Source organism: Streptomyces sp. NPDC002888 (assembly GCF_042888465.1).
In the GTDB taxonomy this organism is placed as follows: Bacteria; Actinomycetota; Actinomycetes; order Streptomycetales; family Streptomycetaceae; genus Streptomyces.
The window spans coordinates 1-16,134 of record NZ_JBIAPU010000002.1 but is presented as its reverse complement, the minus strand read 5'-3'; the positions used below and the strand labels follow the sequence as shown (position 1 = coordinate 16,134).

Genomic DNA, 16,134 nt, shown 5'->3' with positions numbered 1-16,134 from the left:
ACTCTAACTCTGTCCGTCCGTTCCCGCCCAGGTTTCCGCCCAGGTCATGAGCTCGACGAAGAGTTCTTGAGACGAGGAGTTGGTCCCGCATGGCCGCCGAACTCACCGCGCACGATCTGATCGCCAAGCACCGGCCCACCCTCGACCAGGCGCTGGAAGCGATCCGCACCCGCGCGTACTGGTCCCCGCACCCCGAACACCCCAAGGCCTACGGCGAGAACGGCAGCCTGGACGCGGCGGCCGGCAAGGCCGCCTTCGACGCCCTGCTGGGCACCCGCCTCGACCTCGGCCAGCCCGGCACGGACGACTGGGTGGGCGGCGAGGAATCGCCGTACGGCATCGAGCTGGGCGTGAGCTACCCGCACGCGGACATCGACGCGCTGCTGCCCGCCATGACGGCCGGCCGGCGGGCCTGGCGGGACGCGGGCGCCGAGACGCGCGCGGTGGTCTGTCTGGAGATCCTCAAGCGGATCAGCGACCGGACGCACGAGTTCGCGCACGCCGTCATGCACACCTCCGGCCAGGCCTTCATGATGGCGTTCCAGGCGGGCGGCCCGCACGCCCAGGACCGCGGCCTGGAGGCGGTGGCGTACGCGTACGTGGAGCAGGTGCGCACACCGGACACGGCGGAGTGGACCAAGCCGCAGGGCAAGCGCGACCCGCTCGCGCTCACCAAGCAGTTCACGCCGGTCCCCAGGGGCATCGCACTGGTCATCGGCTGCAACACCTTCCCGACGTGGAACGGCTACCCGGGTCTGTTCGCCTCCCTGGCCACCGGCAACGCGGTCCTGGTCAAACCCCACCCGCGCGCGGTGCTGCCGCTCGCCCTCACCGTGCAGGCCGCGCGCCAGGTGCTCGCCGAGGCCGGCTTCGACCCGAACCTGGTGGCGCTGGCCGCCGAACGGCCCGGCGAAGGCATCGCCAAGACGCTCGCGGTCCGCCCCGAGATCAGGATCATCGACTACACCGGTTCGACAGCGTTCGGCGACTGGCTGGAGACCCACGCCCGCCAGGCGCAGGTCTACACGGAGAAGGCCGGCGTCAACACGGTCGTCGTGGACTCGACCGCGAACTACAAGGGGATGCTCGCCAACCTGGCCTTCTCGCTGTCGCTGTACAGCGGCCAGATGTGCACCACCCCGCAGAACCTGCTCGTCCCGCGCGACGGCATCCGCACCGACGAGGGCCCGAAGACCTACGACGAGGTGGTCGCCGACCTCGCGCGCTCGGTCGACGGTCTCCTCGGCGACGACGCCCGCGCGAACGCCCTGCTCGGCGCCATCGTCAACCCGGACGTGAAGGCCCGTCTGGATGCCGCGGCAGGCCTCGGCGAGGTCGCCCTCGCCTCCCGCGAGGTGAGCAACCCCGAGTTCCCGGGCGCGGTCGTGCGTACGCCCGTCATCGTGAAGCTGGACGGCACCAAGCCGGACGACGGGGCCGCCTACATGAGCGAGTGCTTCGGGCCGGTCTCCTTCGCCGTCGCGGTCGACTCGGCGGCGGACGCGGTGGAACTGCTGCGGCGGACCATCCGCGAGAAGGGCGCGATGACCGTCGGCGCGTACACGACCGACGAGGAGGTCGAGCAGGCCGTGCGGGAGGTCTGCCTGGAGGAGGCCGCCCAGCTCTCCCTCAACCTCACCGGCGGGGTGTACGTCAACCAGACCGCCGCCTTCTCCGACTTCCACGGCTCGGGCGGCAACCCGGCGGCCAACGCGGCACTCACCGACGGCGCGTTCGTCGCGAACCGCTTCCGGGTGGTGGAGGTGCGCCGGGAGGCCTAAAGACTGTCCTGGCCGACGGTGGCGGCGCCTCCGGTGGCGCTCCAGTGGTACAGCGTCATGGCCACGCTGGTCGCGAGGTTGTAGCTGGAGACCTGGGGGCGCATCGGCAGGGCCAGCAGGTGGTCGGTCCGCGCGCGCAGCTCCGCCGACAGGCCGCTGCGCTCCGAGCCGAACGCGAGGACGGCGTCGTCCGGGAGCTTCACGCCCCGGATGTCGTCGCCCTCCGGGTCGAGCGCGAACACCGGCCCGGGCGGCAGCTCCGCCACCGTCAGCCGCTCCACGGCGGTCGCGAAGTGCAGTCCCGCCCCGGCGCGCACCACGGTGGGATGCCAGGGGTCGAGGGTGCCGGTGGTGACGACCCCGGTCGCCCCGAAGCCGGCCGCCAGCCGGATCACGGCTCCTGCGTTGCCCAGGTTGCGCGGGTTGTCGAGGACCACGACGGGCGCGGGGCGGGGCGCGTGCCCCAGCCTGTCGAGATTGCCCTCGCGGGAGGGCCGTACGGCCAGCGCGGCGACGGCCGTGGGGTGCGGGCGCGGCACGAGGGCCGTGTACGTCGTCTCCGGGACCTCCGTCAGGAGCGCGTCCAGGGTGTCGCGTACGTCCGGGGCGAGTTCGTCGGCCAGGCCGAGCGCCGCCCGCCGGTCGGTGGTGACCGCCACCGGGACGTCGGCCCCGAAGCGCACGGCGTGCTTGAGGGCGTGGAAGCCGTCGAGCAGCACGCAGGAGTCGGCGAGCCGGTGCCAGGCGCTCACGGGGTCGGTCATGTGGTGAAGCCTACGGGCGTGTGCTCGGGGTTCTCCGGGGTGACCGGGTCCTGTCTCGGCGGAGTGTGGCCGTCGCGCGGAAACAGCCGTCCACGCGCGTGTGCCGCCCAGCCGCCCAGGCGGCGCAGGAACGAGGTGGGAAGGAAGACGGCGTCCGCCGCGATCATCGCCAGGGAGAAGAACGGCAGCCCGAGGACCACGGCGATCACGGCGTGCTCGGTCATCATGGCGGCCAGCAGGACGTTCTTGACCCGTCGGTTGAACAGGGTGAACGGGAAGGCGACCTGCACGATGACGGTCCCGTACGTCACGAGCATCACGAGCGTGCCGCCCGCTGAGAGCAGATCGGCGAGGGCGGGCCAGGGCGTGAAGTAGTCGAGGTGCAGCGGGTAGTAGACGGCGGTGCCGTCCTGCCAGCGCGACCCCTGGATCTTGTACCAGCCGGCCGTGGCGTAGATCAGACAGGCCTCGGCCATGATCACGAGCAGGGCGCCGTTGTGGACGACGTTGCCGATCACATCGAGCAGGATCCGCGGCTCGGCGGTCTTCGCCCGGCGCGCGACGACCCACCACAGGGCCTGTGTCGCCCACGTTCCCCAGAGGATCGTCGGCAGCAGTCCGTGCCCGCCGATGCCCGCGGCGAAGGCCATGATCAGGCCGACCGGGGCCGACCTGCCCGAGTCGTCCACGTCCGACAGCCAGTTCTCGCCCAGCTTCCCGGCGAGGGTCGCGGCGAGCAGCACCAGCCCGAACACGCCCCACAGGGCCGGTCCTACCCGGTCCACCACCCGCTCCCCACGCGCGCGCGCCTCCCCCGCGAGCCGCTCCCGCCGCGCGTCGAGCGACCACACCCGCGCGCAGCGCGTGAACACCAGGTAGATCGACATCAGGTGCAGGACGTTGTCGCCGCCGTCGCCGACGAAGACGCTGCGGTTCTGCAGCGACAGCACACCGACCATGAACACCACGGACATCGTGCGGGTGCGCCAGCCCAGCAGCAGCAGCGCGCTCGAGAGGACGGCGAGCGCGTAGACGATCTCGAACCAGAGCCGCCCGTCCGACCACATCAGCACGGTGAAGGCGCCGTTGGTCCCGGTCAGCTGCTGGGCGAGATCCCAGCTCCACGGCCCGTCGGGACCGTACAGCTCCTGGCGGTGCGGCAGCTCGCGCAGCAGGAACAGCAGCCAGGTCGCGCCGAACCCGATGCGGACGACCGCGGTCTGGTACGGCCCGAGCGCCGACTCGGTGACACGGGCGATGGCGGCGGAGACCGACAGGGCGAAGCGATTCACTTGACGCCCCCCTTGGCCTCGGCCGCGGGGACCGACCACCAGGACAGCACCCTGTACGTCGGCTTGAGCGAGATCTGCTCCCGGCTCCATTCGGGTGGGCGCACGTTGGTGGTGCTGGAGCGGACCTGGACGCGTTCGAGGACGCCGTCCGCGCCGACCGCGTCCTCGCGGGCCAGGCGCAGCACCACGATGCGGCGCAGATACGTCTCGGAGAGGGAGCCGCGCAGGCCCACCGCGCGGTTGTCGGTGCCGTGCGTGGCGACGAAGAAGTCCCAGGCGCGGCGCAGCTCGTTCTGCTGGGTGTGGCTGGGCAGCAGGTTGCCCTCGATGGCCCGGCCGTCCTCGGCCGACAGGTCGTACCAGCCGGTGGTGCGCAGGTCGCCGTTCGGCGAGCTGACCTGGGCGCGGACCTGGACGGCGATGTTCTGCTGGAGCGGGTTCGGCGCGAACAGCTTCCAGTTCTGCTCGAACTCCGGGTAGATCCAGTCGTCGATGGCCTTGCCGTGCCGCTTGGTGACCGTGTTCGACGGCGCGACGTGCAGGAACACCATGCCGATGTGCACACAGACGGTGACCGCGACGACGGCCAGCGCCAGGGCGACGCCTATCTGGTAGCGGGGGGAGAGGACGGCGACTCCGGTGCGGGGTTCGGAGGGCGGCGCGGCAGGGTGGGCGGGGGAGGGACCGGGGCCGGCAAGGTGCTCGGGAGAGGGACCGGGGCCGGCAAGGTGCTCGGGAGAGGGACCGGGGCCGGCAAGGTGCTCGGGAGAGGGACCGGGGCTGGCAGGGCGGTCGGCGGGCAGCGCGGCAGAGCGGGCGCGGTCGGCCTGTGAGGGAACGCCTGGGGCCGAGGCGTGCCGGGGCTCCGGCCCGGGCGCGGCGCCCGGGTCCTCCTGGGCGTCCGTTCCGCCGTACGCGTCCATTCCGCCCCGTTTCCCGATCCCGGCCCGTCCCGCGGCCCTCGCAACACCACCGTCTGCGCTCGCACGGAACGGTACTCAGGCCCACCGGCCCGGCACAGCCCCCGCCGGACTTCTCACAGCCGACCGGTCCGGAGCGGTTGTCCACACCCACGAGGTTGTCCACAGGGGAGGCACGCAGGTTATCCACAGCGGTTGACACCTTACGACGGCCGTCCCACCATGGAAGCGCACGGACCGAACGATCGGTCGGGAGAAGGCTCGGGCAGACCCCAAAGGTCGAGGGGGACCTCATGGCGACAGCAGCCGCGCACCAGACGGCCGGCACACCGGCGTACGGCGCCCAGGACGGCACCGCGGACACCGCGGGCAGCACAGGCACCGACGCGCACCAGCGTGCCTTCGACGCCGCCGTGGCCGCCGACGAGCGCATCGAGCCGCGGGACTGGATGCCCGACGCCTACCGAGCGACCCTGGTCCGGCAGATCGCGCAGCACGCCCACTCCGAGATCATCGGCATGCAGCCGGAGGCCAACTGGATCACGCGCGCGCCCTCGCTTCGCCGCAAGGCCATCCTGATGGCGAAGGTTCAGGACGAGGCGGGCCACGGCCTGTACCTGTACAGCGCGGCCGAGACTCTGGGAACGAGCCGCGAGGAACTGCTCGACAAGCTCCACACCGGCCGCCAGAAGTACTCCTCCATCTTCAACTACCCGACCCTGACCTGGGCCGACGTCGGCGCCATCGGCTGGCTGGTGGACGGCGCCGCGATCACCAACCAGGTGCCGCTGTGCCGCTGCTCCTACGGCCCCTACGCACGCGCGATGGTCCGTGTCTGCAAGGAGGAGTCCTTCCACCAGCGCCAGGGTTACGAGCTGCTGCTGGCCCTCAGCCGTGGCACCCCGGAGCAGCACGCCATGGCGCAGGACGCGGTGAACCGCTGGTGGTGGCCGTCCCTGATGATGTTCGGCCCGCCCGACGACGAGTCCGCGCACTCCGCGCAGTCGATGGCCTGGAAGATCAAGCGCCACTCCAACGACGAGCTGCGCCAGCGTTTCGTGGACATCTGTGTCCCCCAGGCCGAGTCACTGGGGCTCACGCTCCCGGACCCGGACCTGAAGTGGAACGAGGAGCGGGGGCAGCACGACTTCGGGCCGATCGACTGGACGGAGTTCTGGGAGGTCCTCAAGGGCAACGGCCCGTGCAACGAACAACGGTTGACGCAGCGCAGGCAGGCTCACGACGAGGGCGCCTGGGTTCGAGAGGCCGCCGCGGCCCACGCGGCCAAGCACACCGGCGCCGGCCGCTCCGGTGAGACGGGAGCGACACGAGCATGACGAACACCGACTGGCCCCTGTGGGAGGTCTTCGTGCGCTCCCGCCGCGGCCTCTCCCACACCCACGCCGGCAGCCTGCACGCACCGGACGCGGAGCTCGCCCTGCGCAACGCCCGCGACCTGTACACCCGGCGCGGCGAGGGCGTCTCGATCTGGGTCGTGCCGTCCTCGTCGATCACGGCGTCCTCCCCCGACGAGAAGGACCCGTTCTTCGAGCCGGCCGCCGACAAGCCGTACCGCCACCCGACGTTCTACGAGATCCCGGAGGGGGTGAAGCACCTGTGACGACCACCACGGTTCCCACGGCCGCCGCGCTCGCCCTCGGCGACGACGCCCTGATCCTCTCCCACCGCCTCGGGGAGTGGGCGGGCCGCGCCCCCGTCCTGGAGGAGGAGGTCGCCCTCGCCAACATCGCGCTGGACCTGCTGGGCCAGGCCCGCGTGCTGCTCTCGACGGCCGGCGACGAGGACGAGCTGGCGTACCTGCGCGAGGAGCGGGCCTTTCGCAACCTCCAGCTGGTGGAGCAGCCGAACGGCGACTTCGCCCACACCATCGCCCGCCAGCTGTACTTCTCCACCTACCAGCACCTGCTGTACGCGCGCCTCGCGGGCGGGGACGGGCCGTTCGCCGGGCTCGCCGCGAAGGCGGTCAAGGAGGTCGCCTACCACCGGGACCACGCCGAGCAGTGGACCCGGCGTCTCGGGGACGGCACGGACGTCAGCCATGAGCGGATGCGGCGGGCCTGCGACGCGCTGTGGCGGTTCACCGGCGAGATGTTCCGGCCGGTGGAGGGCCTGGACGTCGACGGGGAGGAGATGGAGGCCGTTTGGCTGGAGTCCGTCGGGGCCGTGCTGCGGCGGGCCACCCTGACCGTCCCCGAGGGGCCGCGGTCCGGGGCGTGGACGGCGGGCGCCGGCCGTCAGGGGCTGCACACCGAGTCCTTCGGGCGGATGCTCGCCGAGATGCAGCACCTGCACCGCAGCCACCCGGGGGCGTCATGGTGACGGTCACCCCGCTGGAGGCGGAACTCCTCGCGGTCGCCGGTTCGGTGCCCGACCCCGAGCTGCCGGTACTCACGCTGCGGGAGCTGGGCGTGCTGCGCGCGGTGCACGTCCGCGACGCCGACGCGGTCGAGGTCGAGCTGACCCCGACGTACACGGGCTGCCCGGCCGTGGAGGCGATGTCGGAGGACATCGAGCGGGTGCTGCACGAGCACGGCGTGCGGGAGGTCACCGTGCGCACGGTGCTCACGCCCGCCTGGTCGACGGACGACATCACGGCCGAAGGGCGGCGCAAACTGCGGGAGTTCGGGATCGCGCCCCCGCGCACCCTGGCGGGGGCGGGCTCGTCGGGACCGGTCGCCCTGGCCCTGGGCCCGACGCGCACACAGTCCGGACCGGCGCACACACAGTCCGGACCGACGCCCTCGCACTCCACCGGGCAGGACGGGCCCGGCCAGCAGACCGGGCTCGGCGAGCCCGAGGAACCCGTCTGCTGCCCGCACTGCGGCTCCGCCGAAACCGAGCTGCTCAGCCGCTTCTCCTCCACCGCGTGCAAGGCGCTGCGACGCTGCCTGACCTGCCGTGAACCGTTCGACCACTTCAAGGAGTTGTGATGGCGCGCTTCCACCCGCTCCCGGTGGCCGCGGTGGACCGGCTCACCGACGACTCCGTCGCCCTCACCCTCACGGTGCCGCCGGAACTGCGCGAGGAGTACCGGCACGCGGCGGGCCAGCACCTCGCTCTGCGGCGCGTGGTCGACGGGCGGGAGATCCGGCGGACGTACTCGATCTGCTCACCGGCGCCCGCGCCGGACGGGGACGGGCCGAGCACGCTGCGGGTGGGGGTGCGGCTGGTCGAGGCCGGATCCTTCTCCACTTACGCGCTGAAGGAGATCAACGTCGGGGACGAGCTGGAGGTGATGACACCGGCAGGGCGGTTCACGCTGGACCCGGCGCCCGGTGTGTACGCGGCGATCGTGGGCGGCAGCGGGATCACGCCGGTGCTGTCGATCGTCTCGACGCTGCTGGCGCGTGAGGCCGGGACCCGGTTCTGTCTGATCCGCAGCGACAGGACGTCCGCCTCGACGATGTTCCTGGAGGAGGTCGCCGACCTGAAGGACCGCTACCCGGATCGGTTGCAGCTGGTCACGGTGCTCTCCCGGGAGGAACAGCAGGCGGGGCTGCCGTCGGGGCGACTCGACCGGGAGCGGCTGAGCGGGCTGCTGCCTGCGCTGTTGCCGGTGGAGCGGGTGGCGGGATGGTTCCTGTGCGGGCCGTTCGGGTTGGTGCAGGGGGCGGAGCGGGCGCTGCGGGACATGGGCGTTCCCCGGGCCCGGATCCACGAGGAGATCTTCCACGTCGACAGCGTCGCGCCCACGCCCTCAGCCGCGGCACCCGCCCACAGCACGGTGACCGCCCGGCTGGACGGGCGCGGCGGGACGTGGCCGGTGCAGGACGGGGAGTCGCTCCTGGAGACGGTGCTGCGCAACCGGCCGGACGCGCCGTACGCCTGCAAGGGCGGGGTGTGCGGCACCTGCCGGGCCTTCCTGGTCGCCGGTGAGGTCCGCATGGACCGCAACTTCGCGCTGGAGCGGGAGGAGACGGAGGCGGGGTATGTGCTGGCGTGCCAGTCGCATCCGGTGACGGAGAAGGTGGAGCTGGACTTCGACCGCTGAGCCGAGCCGCCCGGCGGAGAGGGGCCGGGCCTCCCGTGCCGCCCCGGGTAGAAGGCAGCAAGGCATTCCCTTCTTCTAGAACCTGTTCTATCTTGACGGGCCGTCAGGTCAGTGGATCCGCCGGGAGGACAGGACCGTGGACTTCACCTTCAGCGAGGAGCAGCAGGCGGCGGCCGAGGCGGCGCGGGGGGTGTTCGCCGGGGTCGCGCCCGACGGGGTGCCCAGTCCCTCGCTCACCCGGGGTGCCGTGGCCGACGACTTCGACCGGGCGCTGTGGGCCAGGCTCGCCGAGGCGGATCTGCTGAGTCTGCTGCTCGGGGAGGAGTTCGGCGGGGCGGGTCTCGACGCCATCGCGCTGTGTCTGGTGCTGCGGGAGTCGGCGAAGGTGCTGGCTCGGGTGCCGCTGCTGGAGAGCAGCGCGGCCGCGGCGGCCGTACAGGTCTACGGCGGCGAGGAGTTGAGGGAGGAATTGCTCGCGCGGGCGGGGCGGGGCGAGGTCGTGCTGTCCGTCGCCGCGCACGGCCGCACCGGTCATGACCCGGCCGAGCGGGCGGTGACCGCACGCCGGGAGGGCGGGGTGTGGGTGCTGGACGGGGTGCAGACGGCGGTGCCGTGGGCGCACAACGCCGACTTCGTTCTCGTCCCCGCGCACACGGAGGCCGATCGGAGCGTGCTCGCCCTGGTCCCCCGCGTGCACGACGGGGTCGTCGTCGCCGAGCAGGTCTCCACCACCGGTGAGCGGCTCGGCGAGCTGCGGCTGGAGTCGGCGCGGATCACGGGCCGGTACGTCATCGAGGCCGACGGGGCGTGGGAGTGGCTGCGGGAGCTGCTGACCACGGGGACGTGTGCGCTGGCGTTGGGGCTGGGGGAGAACGTGCTGCGGATGACCGGGGAGTACACCGGTAAGCGGGAGCAGTTCGGGTTCCCCGTCGCGACCTTCCAGGCCGTCGCCGTGCAGGCCGCCGACCGGTACATCGACCTGCGGGCGATGGAGGCCACGCTGTGGCAGGCCGCGTGGCGGATCGCCTCGGGGGCGCCGGGTGCCCTGCCCGCCTCCGGTGACGTCGCCGTGGCGAAGATCTGGGCGGCGGAGGGCGTACGGCGGACCGTGCAGACGGCACAGCATCTGCACGGGGGGTTCGGCGCGGACGTGGAGTACCCGCTGCACCGGTACCACGCCTGGGCCAAACACCTGGAGCTGGCACTCGGCCCGGCCTCGGCACACGAGGAGGCACTGGGCGACCTGCTGGCGGCGCATCCCCTCGGCTGACGCCAGCTGACGACGGCTGATCCGGCTGACTACGGCTGACGCCAGCTGACAAGCCTTCTCCCGAAGCTCAGAGCACGTGACCCGGGCGGCCGTCGTCGGTCAGGACCGGGCGGCCTGCGGCCTCCCACACCTGCATGCCGCCGTCGATGTTCACGGCGTCGATGCCCTGCTGGACGAGATACATGGTGACCTGGGCCGAACGGCCGCCGGAACGGCAGATCACATGGACGCGGCCGTCCTGCGGGGCGGCCTCGGTCAGCTCGCCGTAGCGGGCCACGAACTCACTGATGGGGATGTGCAGCGCGTCTTGGGCATGACCCGCCTGCCACTCGTCGTCCTCGCGGACGTCCAGCAGGAAATCGCCGTCCTTGAGGTCGCCGACCTCGACCGTGGGCACACCAGCTCCGAAACTCATGCCTCCGACGCTACCCGACCGGACGACAGGAGCTGCGCGCCCTACTGCGACAGCGCCGCCAGCTCCGCCTCGCGTTCGGCGACCTCGGCCAGGAGCTTGTCGGCGATCTCGTCCAGGAGACGGTCCGGGTCGTCCGGGGCCAGGCGGAGCATGGCGCCGATCGCGCCGTCCTCCAGCTCCTTGGCGACGAGCGTGAGCATCTCCTTGCGCTGGGCCAGCCATTCGAGGCGGGCGTAGAGCTCCTCGCTGGGCGTGGGGCCGGTCTCCTTCGGCGCGGGACCAGCGGCCCACTCCTCGGCGAGTTCCCTCAGCAAGGCCTCGTCGCCTCGGGCGTAGGCGGCGTTGACGCGGGTGATGAACTCCTCGCGCCGTCGGCGTTCCGCGTCCTCCTGGGCCAGGTCGGGGTGCGCCTTGCGGGCCAGGTCGCGGTAGAGCTTGCGGGCCTCCTCGCTGGGCCGTACCCGCTGCGGGGGCTGCACCGGCTGGTCCGTGAGCATCGCGACGGCCTCGGGGTACAGGCCCTCGCCGTCCATCCAGCCGTGGAACAGCTCGTCGACGCCGGGCATCGGCAGCACCCGGGCTCGTGCCTCGTCCGCCTTGCGCCGGTCCTCGGGGTCACCGGTGCGGGCGGCCCTGGCCTCGGCGATCTGGGCGTCCAGCTCGTCGAGGCGGGCGTACATGGGACCGAGCTTCTGGTGATGGAGGCGCGAGAAGTTCTCGATCTCGACGCGGAAGGTCTCCACCGCGATCTCGTACTCGATCAACGCCTGTTCGGCGGCCCGCACGGCCCGCTCAAGCCGCTCCTCGGGACGGGACTGCTCAGCTTCCGGGGTCGTCACCCGACCAGCGTAGGCCACGGCCGGGGTGACCACCCAAGCTCACCGGTCGCGACGGGCCGAGGACGGGGTGTCGCCTGCCGTCTCACACCTGCCGTGCCTCCGGGCAGTCCACCGCCACCCACTCCGCCGTGAGGTCGCGGCAGGCCACGACGAGGGTGCCGGGGCGGCAGGCGATCTCGTGGGTGCAGCCGTCGGGGTGGGGCAGGAGTTCGTCGAGGATGACGTCACCGAGGTCGGCGAGGTCACAGACGTCGAGTACGTCCGCCTGGAAGCGGGAGACGCCCGAGTACCGGATGACCAGGTCCTCGTCGTGCTTCCAGCAGTTGTGGCCGAAGTGGATCTCTATCGTGTCGTCACCGGTGCGGCGGGCCTCCCGGGGCTTGAGGTCCTTCACACACCGCTTGCCACCGAAGTCGTAGTGGTCCGGGTCGGTGGCGAACGCGCGCGCCCCCGGGGGCAGGCGGTCCGCGAGGACGGGCAGCCGCTCCAGATAGGGGCGGGGGTCGATGCCGCCCCTCGTCCCGCCCAGCAACGCGTCGAGGTCGACGTACTTCACGGGGCGCCCCGCGTTTCCGGTCGCAGGCCGCCCCCGTCGGCCACCCTCTTCGTCACGCGCCCGTCAGCCTCCCCCTTCGCCATGCGCGCGTCAGCCACCCTCTTCGTCACGCGCCCGTCAGCCTCCCCCTTCGCCATGCGCGCGTCAGCCGCCCTCTTCGTCACGCGCCCGTCGGCCGCCCGCTTCGCCATGCCCCGTTCGGCCGCCCGCTTCCTCATACGCCCATCTCCGCCGCGATCCGTCCCTCCCGCACCGCCTTCACCAGTTCCGCGTGGTCGGCCTCGGTGCGGTCGGCGTAGGCGACGGCGAAGGTGGCCATCGCCTCGTCGAGTTCCTCGCTCTTGCCGCAGTAGCCGGCGATGAGGCGTGGATCGGCGCTGTGGGAGTGGGCGCGGGCCAGGAGGGCGCCGGTCATCCGGCCGTAGTCGTCGACCTGGTCGGCGGCGAGGGCGGCGGGGTCGACGCTGCCCTTGCGATTGCGGAACTGACGGACCTGGAAGGGCCGGCCGTCGACCGACGTCCAACCCAGCAAAATGTCGCTGACCACCTGCATGCGCTTCTGGCCGAGGACCACGCGGCGCCCCTCGTGGTCGACGGACGGCGCCTCGAAACCGGCGCTCACCAGGTGCGGGACCAGGGCGGACGCCCGCGCCTCCTTCACCTGGAGCACCAGCGGTTCGCCCCGGTGGTCCAGGAGCAGCACGACGTACGACCGGGTGCCCACGCTGCCCGTGCCGACTATGCGGTAGGCGACGTCGTGCACCGCGTGGCGGGCCAGGAGGGGGAGGCGGTCCTCGGAGAGCGTGGTCAGGTACGGCTGCAGGGACGCGGCCACCGCGGCCGCCTCCGCGTCCGGGACGCGGCGCAGCACGGGCGGGGCGTCGACGAAGCGCCGACCGCCGTCCTCGGTCGGCTCGGTGGACTTCGCCGCGAAGCGCCCGCTGGTGTTGGCCCGCGCCTTCTCGGAGACCCGCTCGAGCGTGCCGAGCAGATCGTGGGCGTCGGTGTGGGAGACGAGCTCCTCGTCCGCGATGGCGTTCCACGCGTCGAGGACCGGGAGCTTGGCCAGCAGCCGCATGGTGCGGCGGTAGGCGCCGACCGCGCCGTGCGCCGCCTTGCGGCAGGTGTCCTCGTCCGCGCCGGCCTCCCGCCCCGCCAGCACGAGGGACGCGGCGAGCCGCTTGAGGTCCCACTCCCACGGCCCGTCGACCGTCTCGTCGAAGTCGTTCAGGTCGATGACGAGGTCGCCGCGCGCGTCGCCGTACAGGCCGAAATTCGCCGCGTGCGCGTCACCACAGATCTGGGCGCGGATCCGGGTCATGGGGGTGCGGGCGAGGTCGTACGCCATGAGGCCCGCGGAGCCGCGCAGGAACGCGAACGGGGTGGCCGCCATGCGGCCCACCCTGATGGGGGTGAGCTCGGGGAGGCGGCCCTGGCTGGACTCCTCGACCGCCGTGACCGCGTCCGGGCGGGAAGCGTCCAGGTCGAGGGCGGTGTGCGTGCCGCGCGGGACACGCCGCCGCAGCGCCTTTCCCTCTTCCTTGGGCGAGCCCTCGGCGGGCCACTCGGCGAACCCGGGTACCCGCGGGAGTCGTCGTCCCGGCTCCGACGCTTCCGTACCACCGACCTCGGTCATTTGACCGCCTCCCCCGAACGTGCGCGAACCGCGACACCGACATCTACGCGACACGGACATCTACGCGACGCGAACATCAACTCGTGCCGACCGTACAACCAGTGGCCGAAACGCGTCAGGCCCTGTGGACAACTCCGCGGCTGTGGAAAACCCCATGGCGTACGCCATGGAAAGCCGCAAGGCATACGCCATGAGCGGGAGTCGAGCGAGGGGGAGCGGGAAAAACAGAGGAGCCCCGGCGTCCCAGCCGGGGCTCCTCCCCATCACACAACCCTCACCCTCCAACCGACTTCCCCGTCATCGACCTCGCACTCCCCCCGGCTGCGCGCACCACTGCGCGATGAGGTTGCGGGCAGTCTCCTGGGTGGCGTCCTTGTCGAAGTGGTCCGTCTGCCAGGTCGTCGAGCGCAGGTCGCCGCGGTCGCGGTAGGCGCGCATGATCCGTACGTGGTCGTGGCGGGCGACGAAGCCGCGCAGGGCCTCCTCGTCGCGCCAGACGGAGACCGAACCGGAGCGCGAGTGCAGGAGTCCGGGAACGCTCCACAGCCAGAGTCCGATCGCGCCTTCGACGTCGTCCCAGGTCCGGCGCAGGGCGACGCCGGCGATGTTGACACCGAACGAGGTCCAGGGGCGGTGCGGGGCGAAGTCGGTGACACTCACGAGGGCCGCGCCACCCGAGGCGTCGCCGGGCCCCGCGTGCTCGGCCGGGCCGGGCTTCCACGGGGCGAACCAGATGGGAGCCGGCATGGCGTCTCCTCGTAAACTCGCAGGACTAAAACTGTACGGTCGGTCGTGCTAATATATCAGGCCCTGATGCCTGATCGAGGAGCAGCGAGCATGAAACCCACCGAGGCAGTTGCGAGCACCGTCCTCAACACCGCCTCCCTTGTCTCGGGACGGCTGGCGGGCAAGGGCGCGTTCACCCTGTTCCACATGCCGCTCGTGCGCAGCGGGCTACGGTCCTCCGAGCGCGAGCTGTTCGAGAAGGCGCACGTCGACCGCGTGGACGTCGGCGGCGGCAAGCACGCGGTGACCTACCGCTGGGGCGACGGCAGCCGCCCCGTGCTGCTGGTGCACGGCTGGCAGTCGCGCGCGTCCCGGCTGTCCGACTTCGTCCCGGGGCTGCTCGACCGCGGCCACAGCGTCATCACCTTCGACGCCCCGGGCCACGGCGACGCGAACGGCCGCAGCACCACGATCCTCGAGTACCGCGACACCGTGACCGCGCTGCACGACCAGTACGGCACGTTCGAGTGCCTGATCGCCCACTCGATGGGTGTGCTGGGTTCGTTCTACGGGCTGAAGCACGGGGTGAAGGCGGAGAAGATCGTCACCATCAGCGGGGTCTGCGACTTCGACTACCTGGTCGAGGAGTTCTCCGCCGAGCTCAAGGTGCGCGACCGGCTCAAGGCGCGGCTGCACGACGAGATCCGCGTCAACCTCTTCCCCGACATGCCGCTCGACGAGGTGCCCTTCTCCCTCACCAACATGACCGGGATCGTGCGCTCACCGCTGCTGGTGATCCACGACGAGGACGACACCAGGATCAGGGTGACGCAGGGCCGCCGTATCGCCGAGGCCTTCGGTGACCAGGCACGACTGGTCGTCACCAGCGGACTCGGGCACCGGCGGATCCTCGGCGACGCGGAGGTCGTGCGGACCGCACTGGACTTCCTCGACCAGGGGCCGAGTCCGGCCGGCGAGACGGACCCGCACGCGGTCGTCATGGACTGACCGCTTCCGGATGGACCGACCGCTTCCGGATGGACTGATTGCTTCCGTTTTTCCCGCACTAACCGCACGAACGTCCGCTCATTGGCCTACACTGTTGATACCTCAACGGTGCCGAGAAAGTCCGGCCCCAGGAGAGTAGGTGCACATGGGCGTGGCAGGAACGCAGGCCGACGGCCGGATCGCGCGCGGCAACCAGACCCGGCAACTGATCCTCAGACGAGCGGTGGAGATCGCGTCCGTGGAGGGCCTCGCGGCGCTGTCCATGGGACAACTCGCGAGCGAGCTGAACCTGAGCAAGAGCGGTGTGTTCGCCCTGTTCGGCTCCAAGGAGGACCTCCAGCTCGCGACGATCCGTACGGCCATCACCGTGTATCTGGAGCATGTGGTCCAGCCCGCCCGCGACCTGCCGGCGGGCATCGGCCGCCTGTGGCGCCTGTGCACGGGGTGGCTCACGTACTCCCGGGAGCGGGTCTTCCCCGGCGGTTGCTTCTTCTACTCGGTCTCCGCCGAGTACGACGCCCGCGAGGGCAAGGTCCACGACACGCTCGCCGCGGCGCGCTCCAACTGGTTCTCCTACCTGGAGCAGACCGCGCGGGAGGCCCAGCTGGCGGGCGAGCTCGCGGACGACACCGACATCCCGCAGCTGGTCTTCGAGCTCGTGGCGTTCCTGGAGATGGCGAACGCCGAGTCCGTCCTGCACGACGACTTCACCTGCTACGACAAGGCAGCCAAGGCCGTCCTGAGCCGCCTGCGGACCGAGGCCACCGACGCCTCACTCCTGCCTGCCACTGCGTGACACCACGGCGCGAACGGCGCGAGCCGGAAACAGGGCGGGGGGGGGGGGGGGCCCCCCCGCCCCCCCCGCCCCCCCCCCCCCCCCCCCCCCCCCCCCCCCCCCCCCCCCCCCCCCCCCCC

General features: G+C 71.8%; 17 protein-coding genes. 9 read left to right on the top strand and 8 right to left on the bottom strand.

The genetic code is table 11. The features are described from left to right. The first annotated feature begins 89 nt into the window (after positions 1–89). Positions 90–1,781, top strand: a complete 1,692-nt coding sequence (paaN, locus tag ACFYWX_RS03035) for a phenylacetic acid degradation protein PaaN (RefSeq protein ID WP_389422190.1) — start codon at positions 90–92, stop codon at positions 1,779–1,781. Here paaN and ACFYWX_RS03030 read toward each other — a convergent pair. Genes ACFYWX_RS03030 through ACFYWX_RS03020 form a run of 3 tightly spaced genes read right to left on the bottom strand, consistent with a single transcriptional unit; the run spans position 1,778 to position 4,760 of the window. Continuing rightward, entirely contained in the window at positions 1,778–2,545 is a 768-nt protein-coding gene (locus ACFYWX_RS03030; RefSeq protein ID WP_389422189.1) for a TrmH family RNA methyltransferase, read from the bottom strand. The two genes, paaN and ACFYWX_RS03030, sit on opposite strands and share 4 nt — an antisense overlap. Beyond that, positions 2,542–3,837, bottom strand: a complete 1,296-nt coding sequence (locus ACFYWX_RS03025; protein WP_389422188.1) for an HTTM domain-containing protein — start codon at positions 3,835–3,837, stop codon at positions 2,542–2,544. Before ACFYWX_RS03025 ends, ACFYWX_RS03030 begins: the two co-directional genes overlap by 4 nt. Next, complete coding sequence (locus ACFYWX_RS03020) at positions 3,834–4,760, bottom strand: DUF5819 family protein (RefSeq protein WP_389422187.1); 927 nt, start codon at positions 4,758–4,760, stop codon at positions 3,834–3,836. Before ACFYWX_RS03020 ends, ACFYWX_RS03025 begins: the two co-directional genes overlap by 4 nt. A 290-nt stretch (positions 4,761–5,050) precedes the next feature. Between ACFYWX_RS03020 and paaA the strand changes: the two genes are divergently transcribed. The 6 genes from paaA to ACFYWX_RS02990 all read left to right on the top strand — a co-directional run bounded on the left by paaA (position 5,051) and on the right by ACFYWX_RS02990 (position 10,039). Then, entirely contained in the window at positions 5,051–6,094 is a 1,044-nt protein-coding gene (gene paaA, locus ACFYWX_RS03015; protein WP_389422186.1) for a 1,2-phenylacetyl-CoA epoxidase subunit PaaA, read from the top strand. Beyond that, on the top strand, positions 6,091–6,378 hold the full coding sequence (paaB, locus tag ACFYWX_RS03010) for a 1,2-phenylacetyl-CoA epoxidase subunit PaaB (RefSeq protein ID WP_361283956.1): 288 nt from the start codon (positions 6,091–6,093) through the stop codon (positions 6,376–6,378). The genes paaA and paaB overlap by 4 nt, the downstream gene beginning before the upstream one ends. Beyond that, the gene (paaC, locus tag ACFYWX_RS03005) at positions 6,375–7,097 is read left to right on the top strand and encodes a 1,2-phenylacetyl-CoA epoxidase subunit PaaC (protein ID WP_389422185.1); all 723 of its coding nucleotides are present in this window, start codon (positions 6,375–6,377) and stop codon (positions 7,095–7,097) included. Before paaB ends, paaC begins: the two co-directional genes overlap by 4 nt. Next, entirely contained in the window at positions 7,091–7,708 is a 618-nt protein-coding gene (gene paaD / locus ACFYWX_RS03000; protein ID WP_389422184.1) for a 1,2-phenylacetyl-CoA epoxidase subunit PaaD, read from the top strand. Before paaC ends, paaD begins: the two co-directional genes overlap by 7 nt. After that, complete coding sequence (locus tag ACFYWX_RS02995; RefSeq protein ID WP_389422183.1) at positions 7,708–8,769, top strand: 2Fe-2S iron-sulfur cluster-binding protein; 1,062 nt, start codon at positions 7,708–7,710, stop codon at positions 8,767–8,769. The genes paaD and ACFYWX_RS02995 overlap by 1 nt, the downstream gene beginning before the upstream one ends. 136 nt (positions 8,770–8,905) lie before the next feature. Continuing rightward, positions 8,906–10,039: an acyl-CoA dehydrogenase family protein gene (locus ACFYWX_RS02990; RefSeq protein ID WP_389422182.1), complete on the top strand. Its 1,134-nt coding sequence runs from the start codon at positions 8,906–8,908 to the stop codon at positions 10,037–10,039. Positions 10,040–10,106: 67 nt separating this feature from the next. Here ACFYWX_RS02990 and ACFYWX_RS02985 read toward each other — a convergent pair whose 3' ends face one another. The 5 genes from ACFYWX_RS02985 to ACFYWX_RS02965 all read right to left on the bottom strand — a co-directional run bounded on the left by ACFYWX_RS02985 (position 10,107) and on the right by ACFYWX_RS02965 (position 14,232). After that, positions 10,107–10,436: a rhodanese-like domain-containing protein gene (locus tag ACFYWX_RS02985; protein ID WP_389422629.1), complete on the bottom strand. Its 330-nt coding sequence runs from the start codon at positions 10,434–10,436 to the stop codon at positions 10,107–10,109. A gap of 59 nt (positions 10,437–10,495) precedes the next feature. Next, the gene (locus ACFYWX_RS02980) at positions 10,496–11,293 is read right to left on the bottom strand and encodes a hypothetical protein (protein WP_389422181.1); all 798 of its coding nucleotides are present in this window, start codon (positions 11,291–11,293) and stop codon (positions 10,496–10,498) included. Positions 11,294–11,375: 82 nt separating this feature from the next. Then, positions 11,376–11,849, bottom strand: a complete 474-nt coding sequence (locus ACFYWX_RS02975; RefSeq protein ID WP_389422180.1) for a hypothetical protein — start codon at positions 11,847–11,849, stop codon at positions 11,376–11,378. 214 nt (positions 11,850–12,063) lie between these two features. Beyond that, positions 12,064–13,485, bottom strand: coding sequence for a DUF2252 domain-containing protein (locus tag ACFYWX_RS02970; RefSeq protein WP_389422179.1), 1,422 nt, complete (start codon positions 13,483–13,485; stop codon positions 12,064–12,066). Positions 13,486–13,782: 297 nt separating this feature from the next. Continuing rightward, positions 13,783–14,232, bottom strand: a complete 450-nt coding sequence (locus ACFYWX_RS02965; RefSeq protein ID WP_389422178.1) for a hypothetical protein — start codon at positions 14,230–14,232, stop codon at positions 13,783–13,785. A gap of 90 nt (positions 14,233–14,322) precedes the next feature. On the opposite strand from ACFYWX_RS02965, the gene ACFYWX_RS02960 reads away from it, so the two are divergent. Then, a complete protein-coding gene (locus ACFYWX_RS02960; protein ID WP_389422177.1) occupies positions 14,323–15,219 on the top strand; it encodes an alpha/beta fold hydrolase in 897 nt (298 codons plus the stop codon). Positions 15,220–15,370: 151 nt separating this feature from the next. Next, positions 15,371–16,015 carry a TetR/AcrR family transcriptional regulator gene (locus tag ACFYWX_RS02955; RefSeq protein ID WP_389422176.1) on the top strand — a complete coding sequence of 215 codons (645 nt, stop codon included), beginning with the start codon at positions 15,371–15,373 and terminating at the stop codon, positions 16,013–16,015. Positions 16,016–16,134: the final 119 nt, after the last annotated feature.

Bases quoted from the DNA above. Each gene is read 5' to 3' on its own strand.
- paaN (WP_389422190.1), top strand. From the start codon at position 90: ATGGCCGCCGAACTCACCGCGCACGATCTGATCGCCAAGCACCGGCCC.
- paaD (WP_389422184.1), top strand. From the start codon at position 7,091: ATGGTGACGGTCACCCCGCTGGAGGCGGAACTCCTCGCGGTCGCCGGT.
- paaA (WP_389422186.1), top strand. From the start codon at position 5,051: ATGGCGACAGCAGCCGCGCACCAGACGGCCGGCACACCGGCGTACGGC.
- ACFYWX_RS03020 (WP_389422187.1), bottom strand. From the start codon at position 4,760: ATGGACGCGTACGGCGGAACGGACGCCCAGGAGGACCCGGGCGCCGCG.
- paaB (WP_361283956.1), top strand. From the start codon at position 6,091: ATGACGAACACCGACTGGCCCCTGTGGGAGGTCTTCGTGCGCTCCCGC.
- ACFYWX_RS02960 (WP_389422177.1), top strand. From the start codon at position 14,323: ATGAAACCCACCGAGGCAGTTGCGAGCACCGTCCTCAACACCGCCTCC.
- ACFYWX_RS03030 (WP_389422189.1), bottom strand. From the start codon at position 2,545: ATGACCGACCCCGTGAGCGCCTGGCACCGGCTCGCCGACTCCTGCGTG.
- ACFYWX_RS02970 (WP_389422179.1), bottom strand. From the start codon at position 13,485: ATGACCGAGGTCGGTGGTACGGAAGCGTCGGAGCCGGGACGACGACTC.
- ACFYWX_RS02965 (WP_389422178.1), bottom strand. From the start codon at position 14,232: ATGCCGGCTCCCATCTGGTTCGCCCCGTGGAAGCCCGGCCCGGCCGAG.
- ACFYWX_RS02995 (WP_389422183.1), top strand. From the start codon at position 7,708: ATGGCGCGCTTCCACCCGCTCCCGGTGGCCGCGGTGGACCGGCTCACC.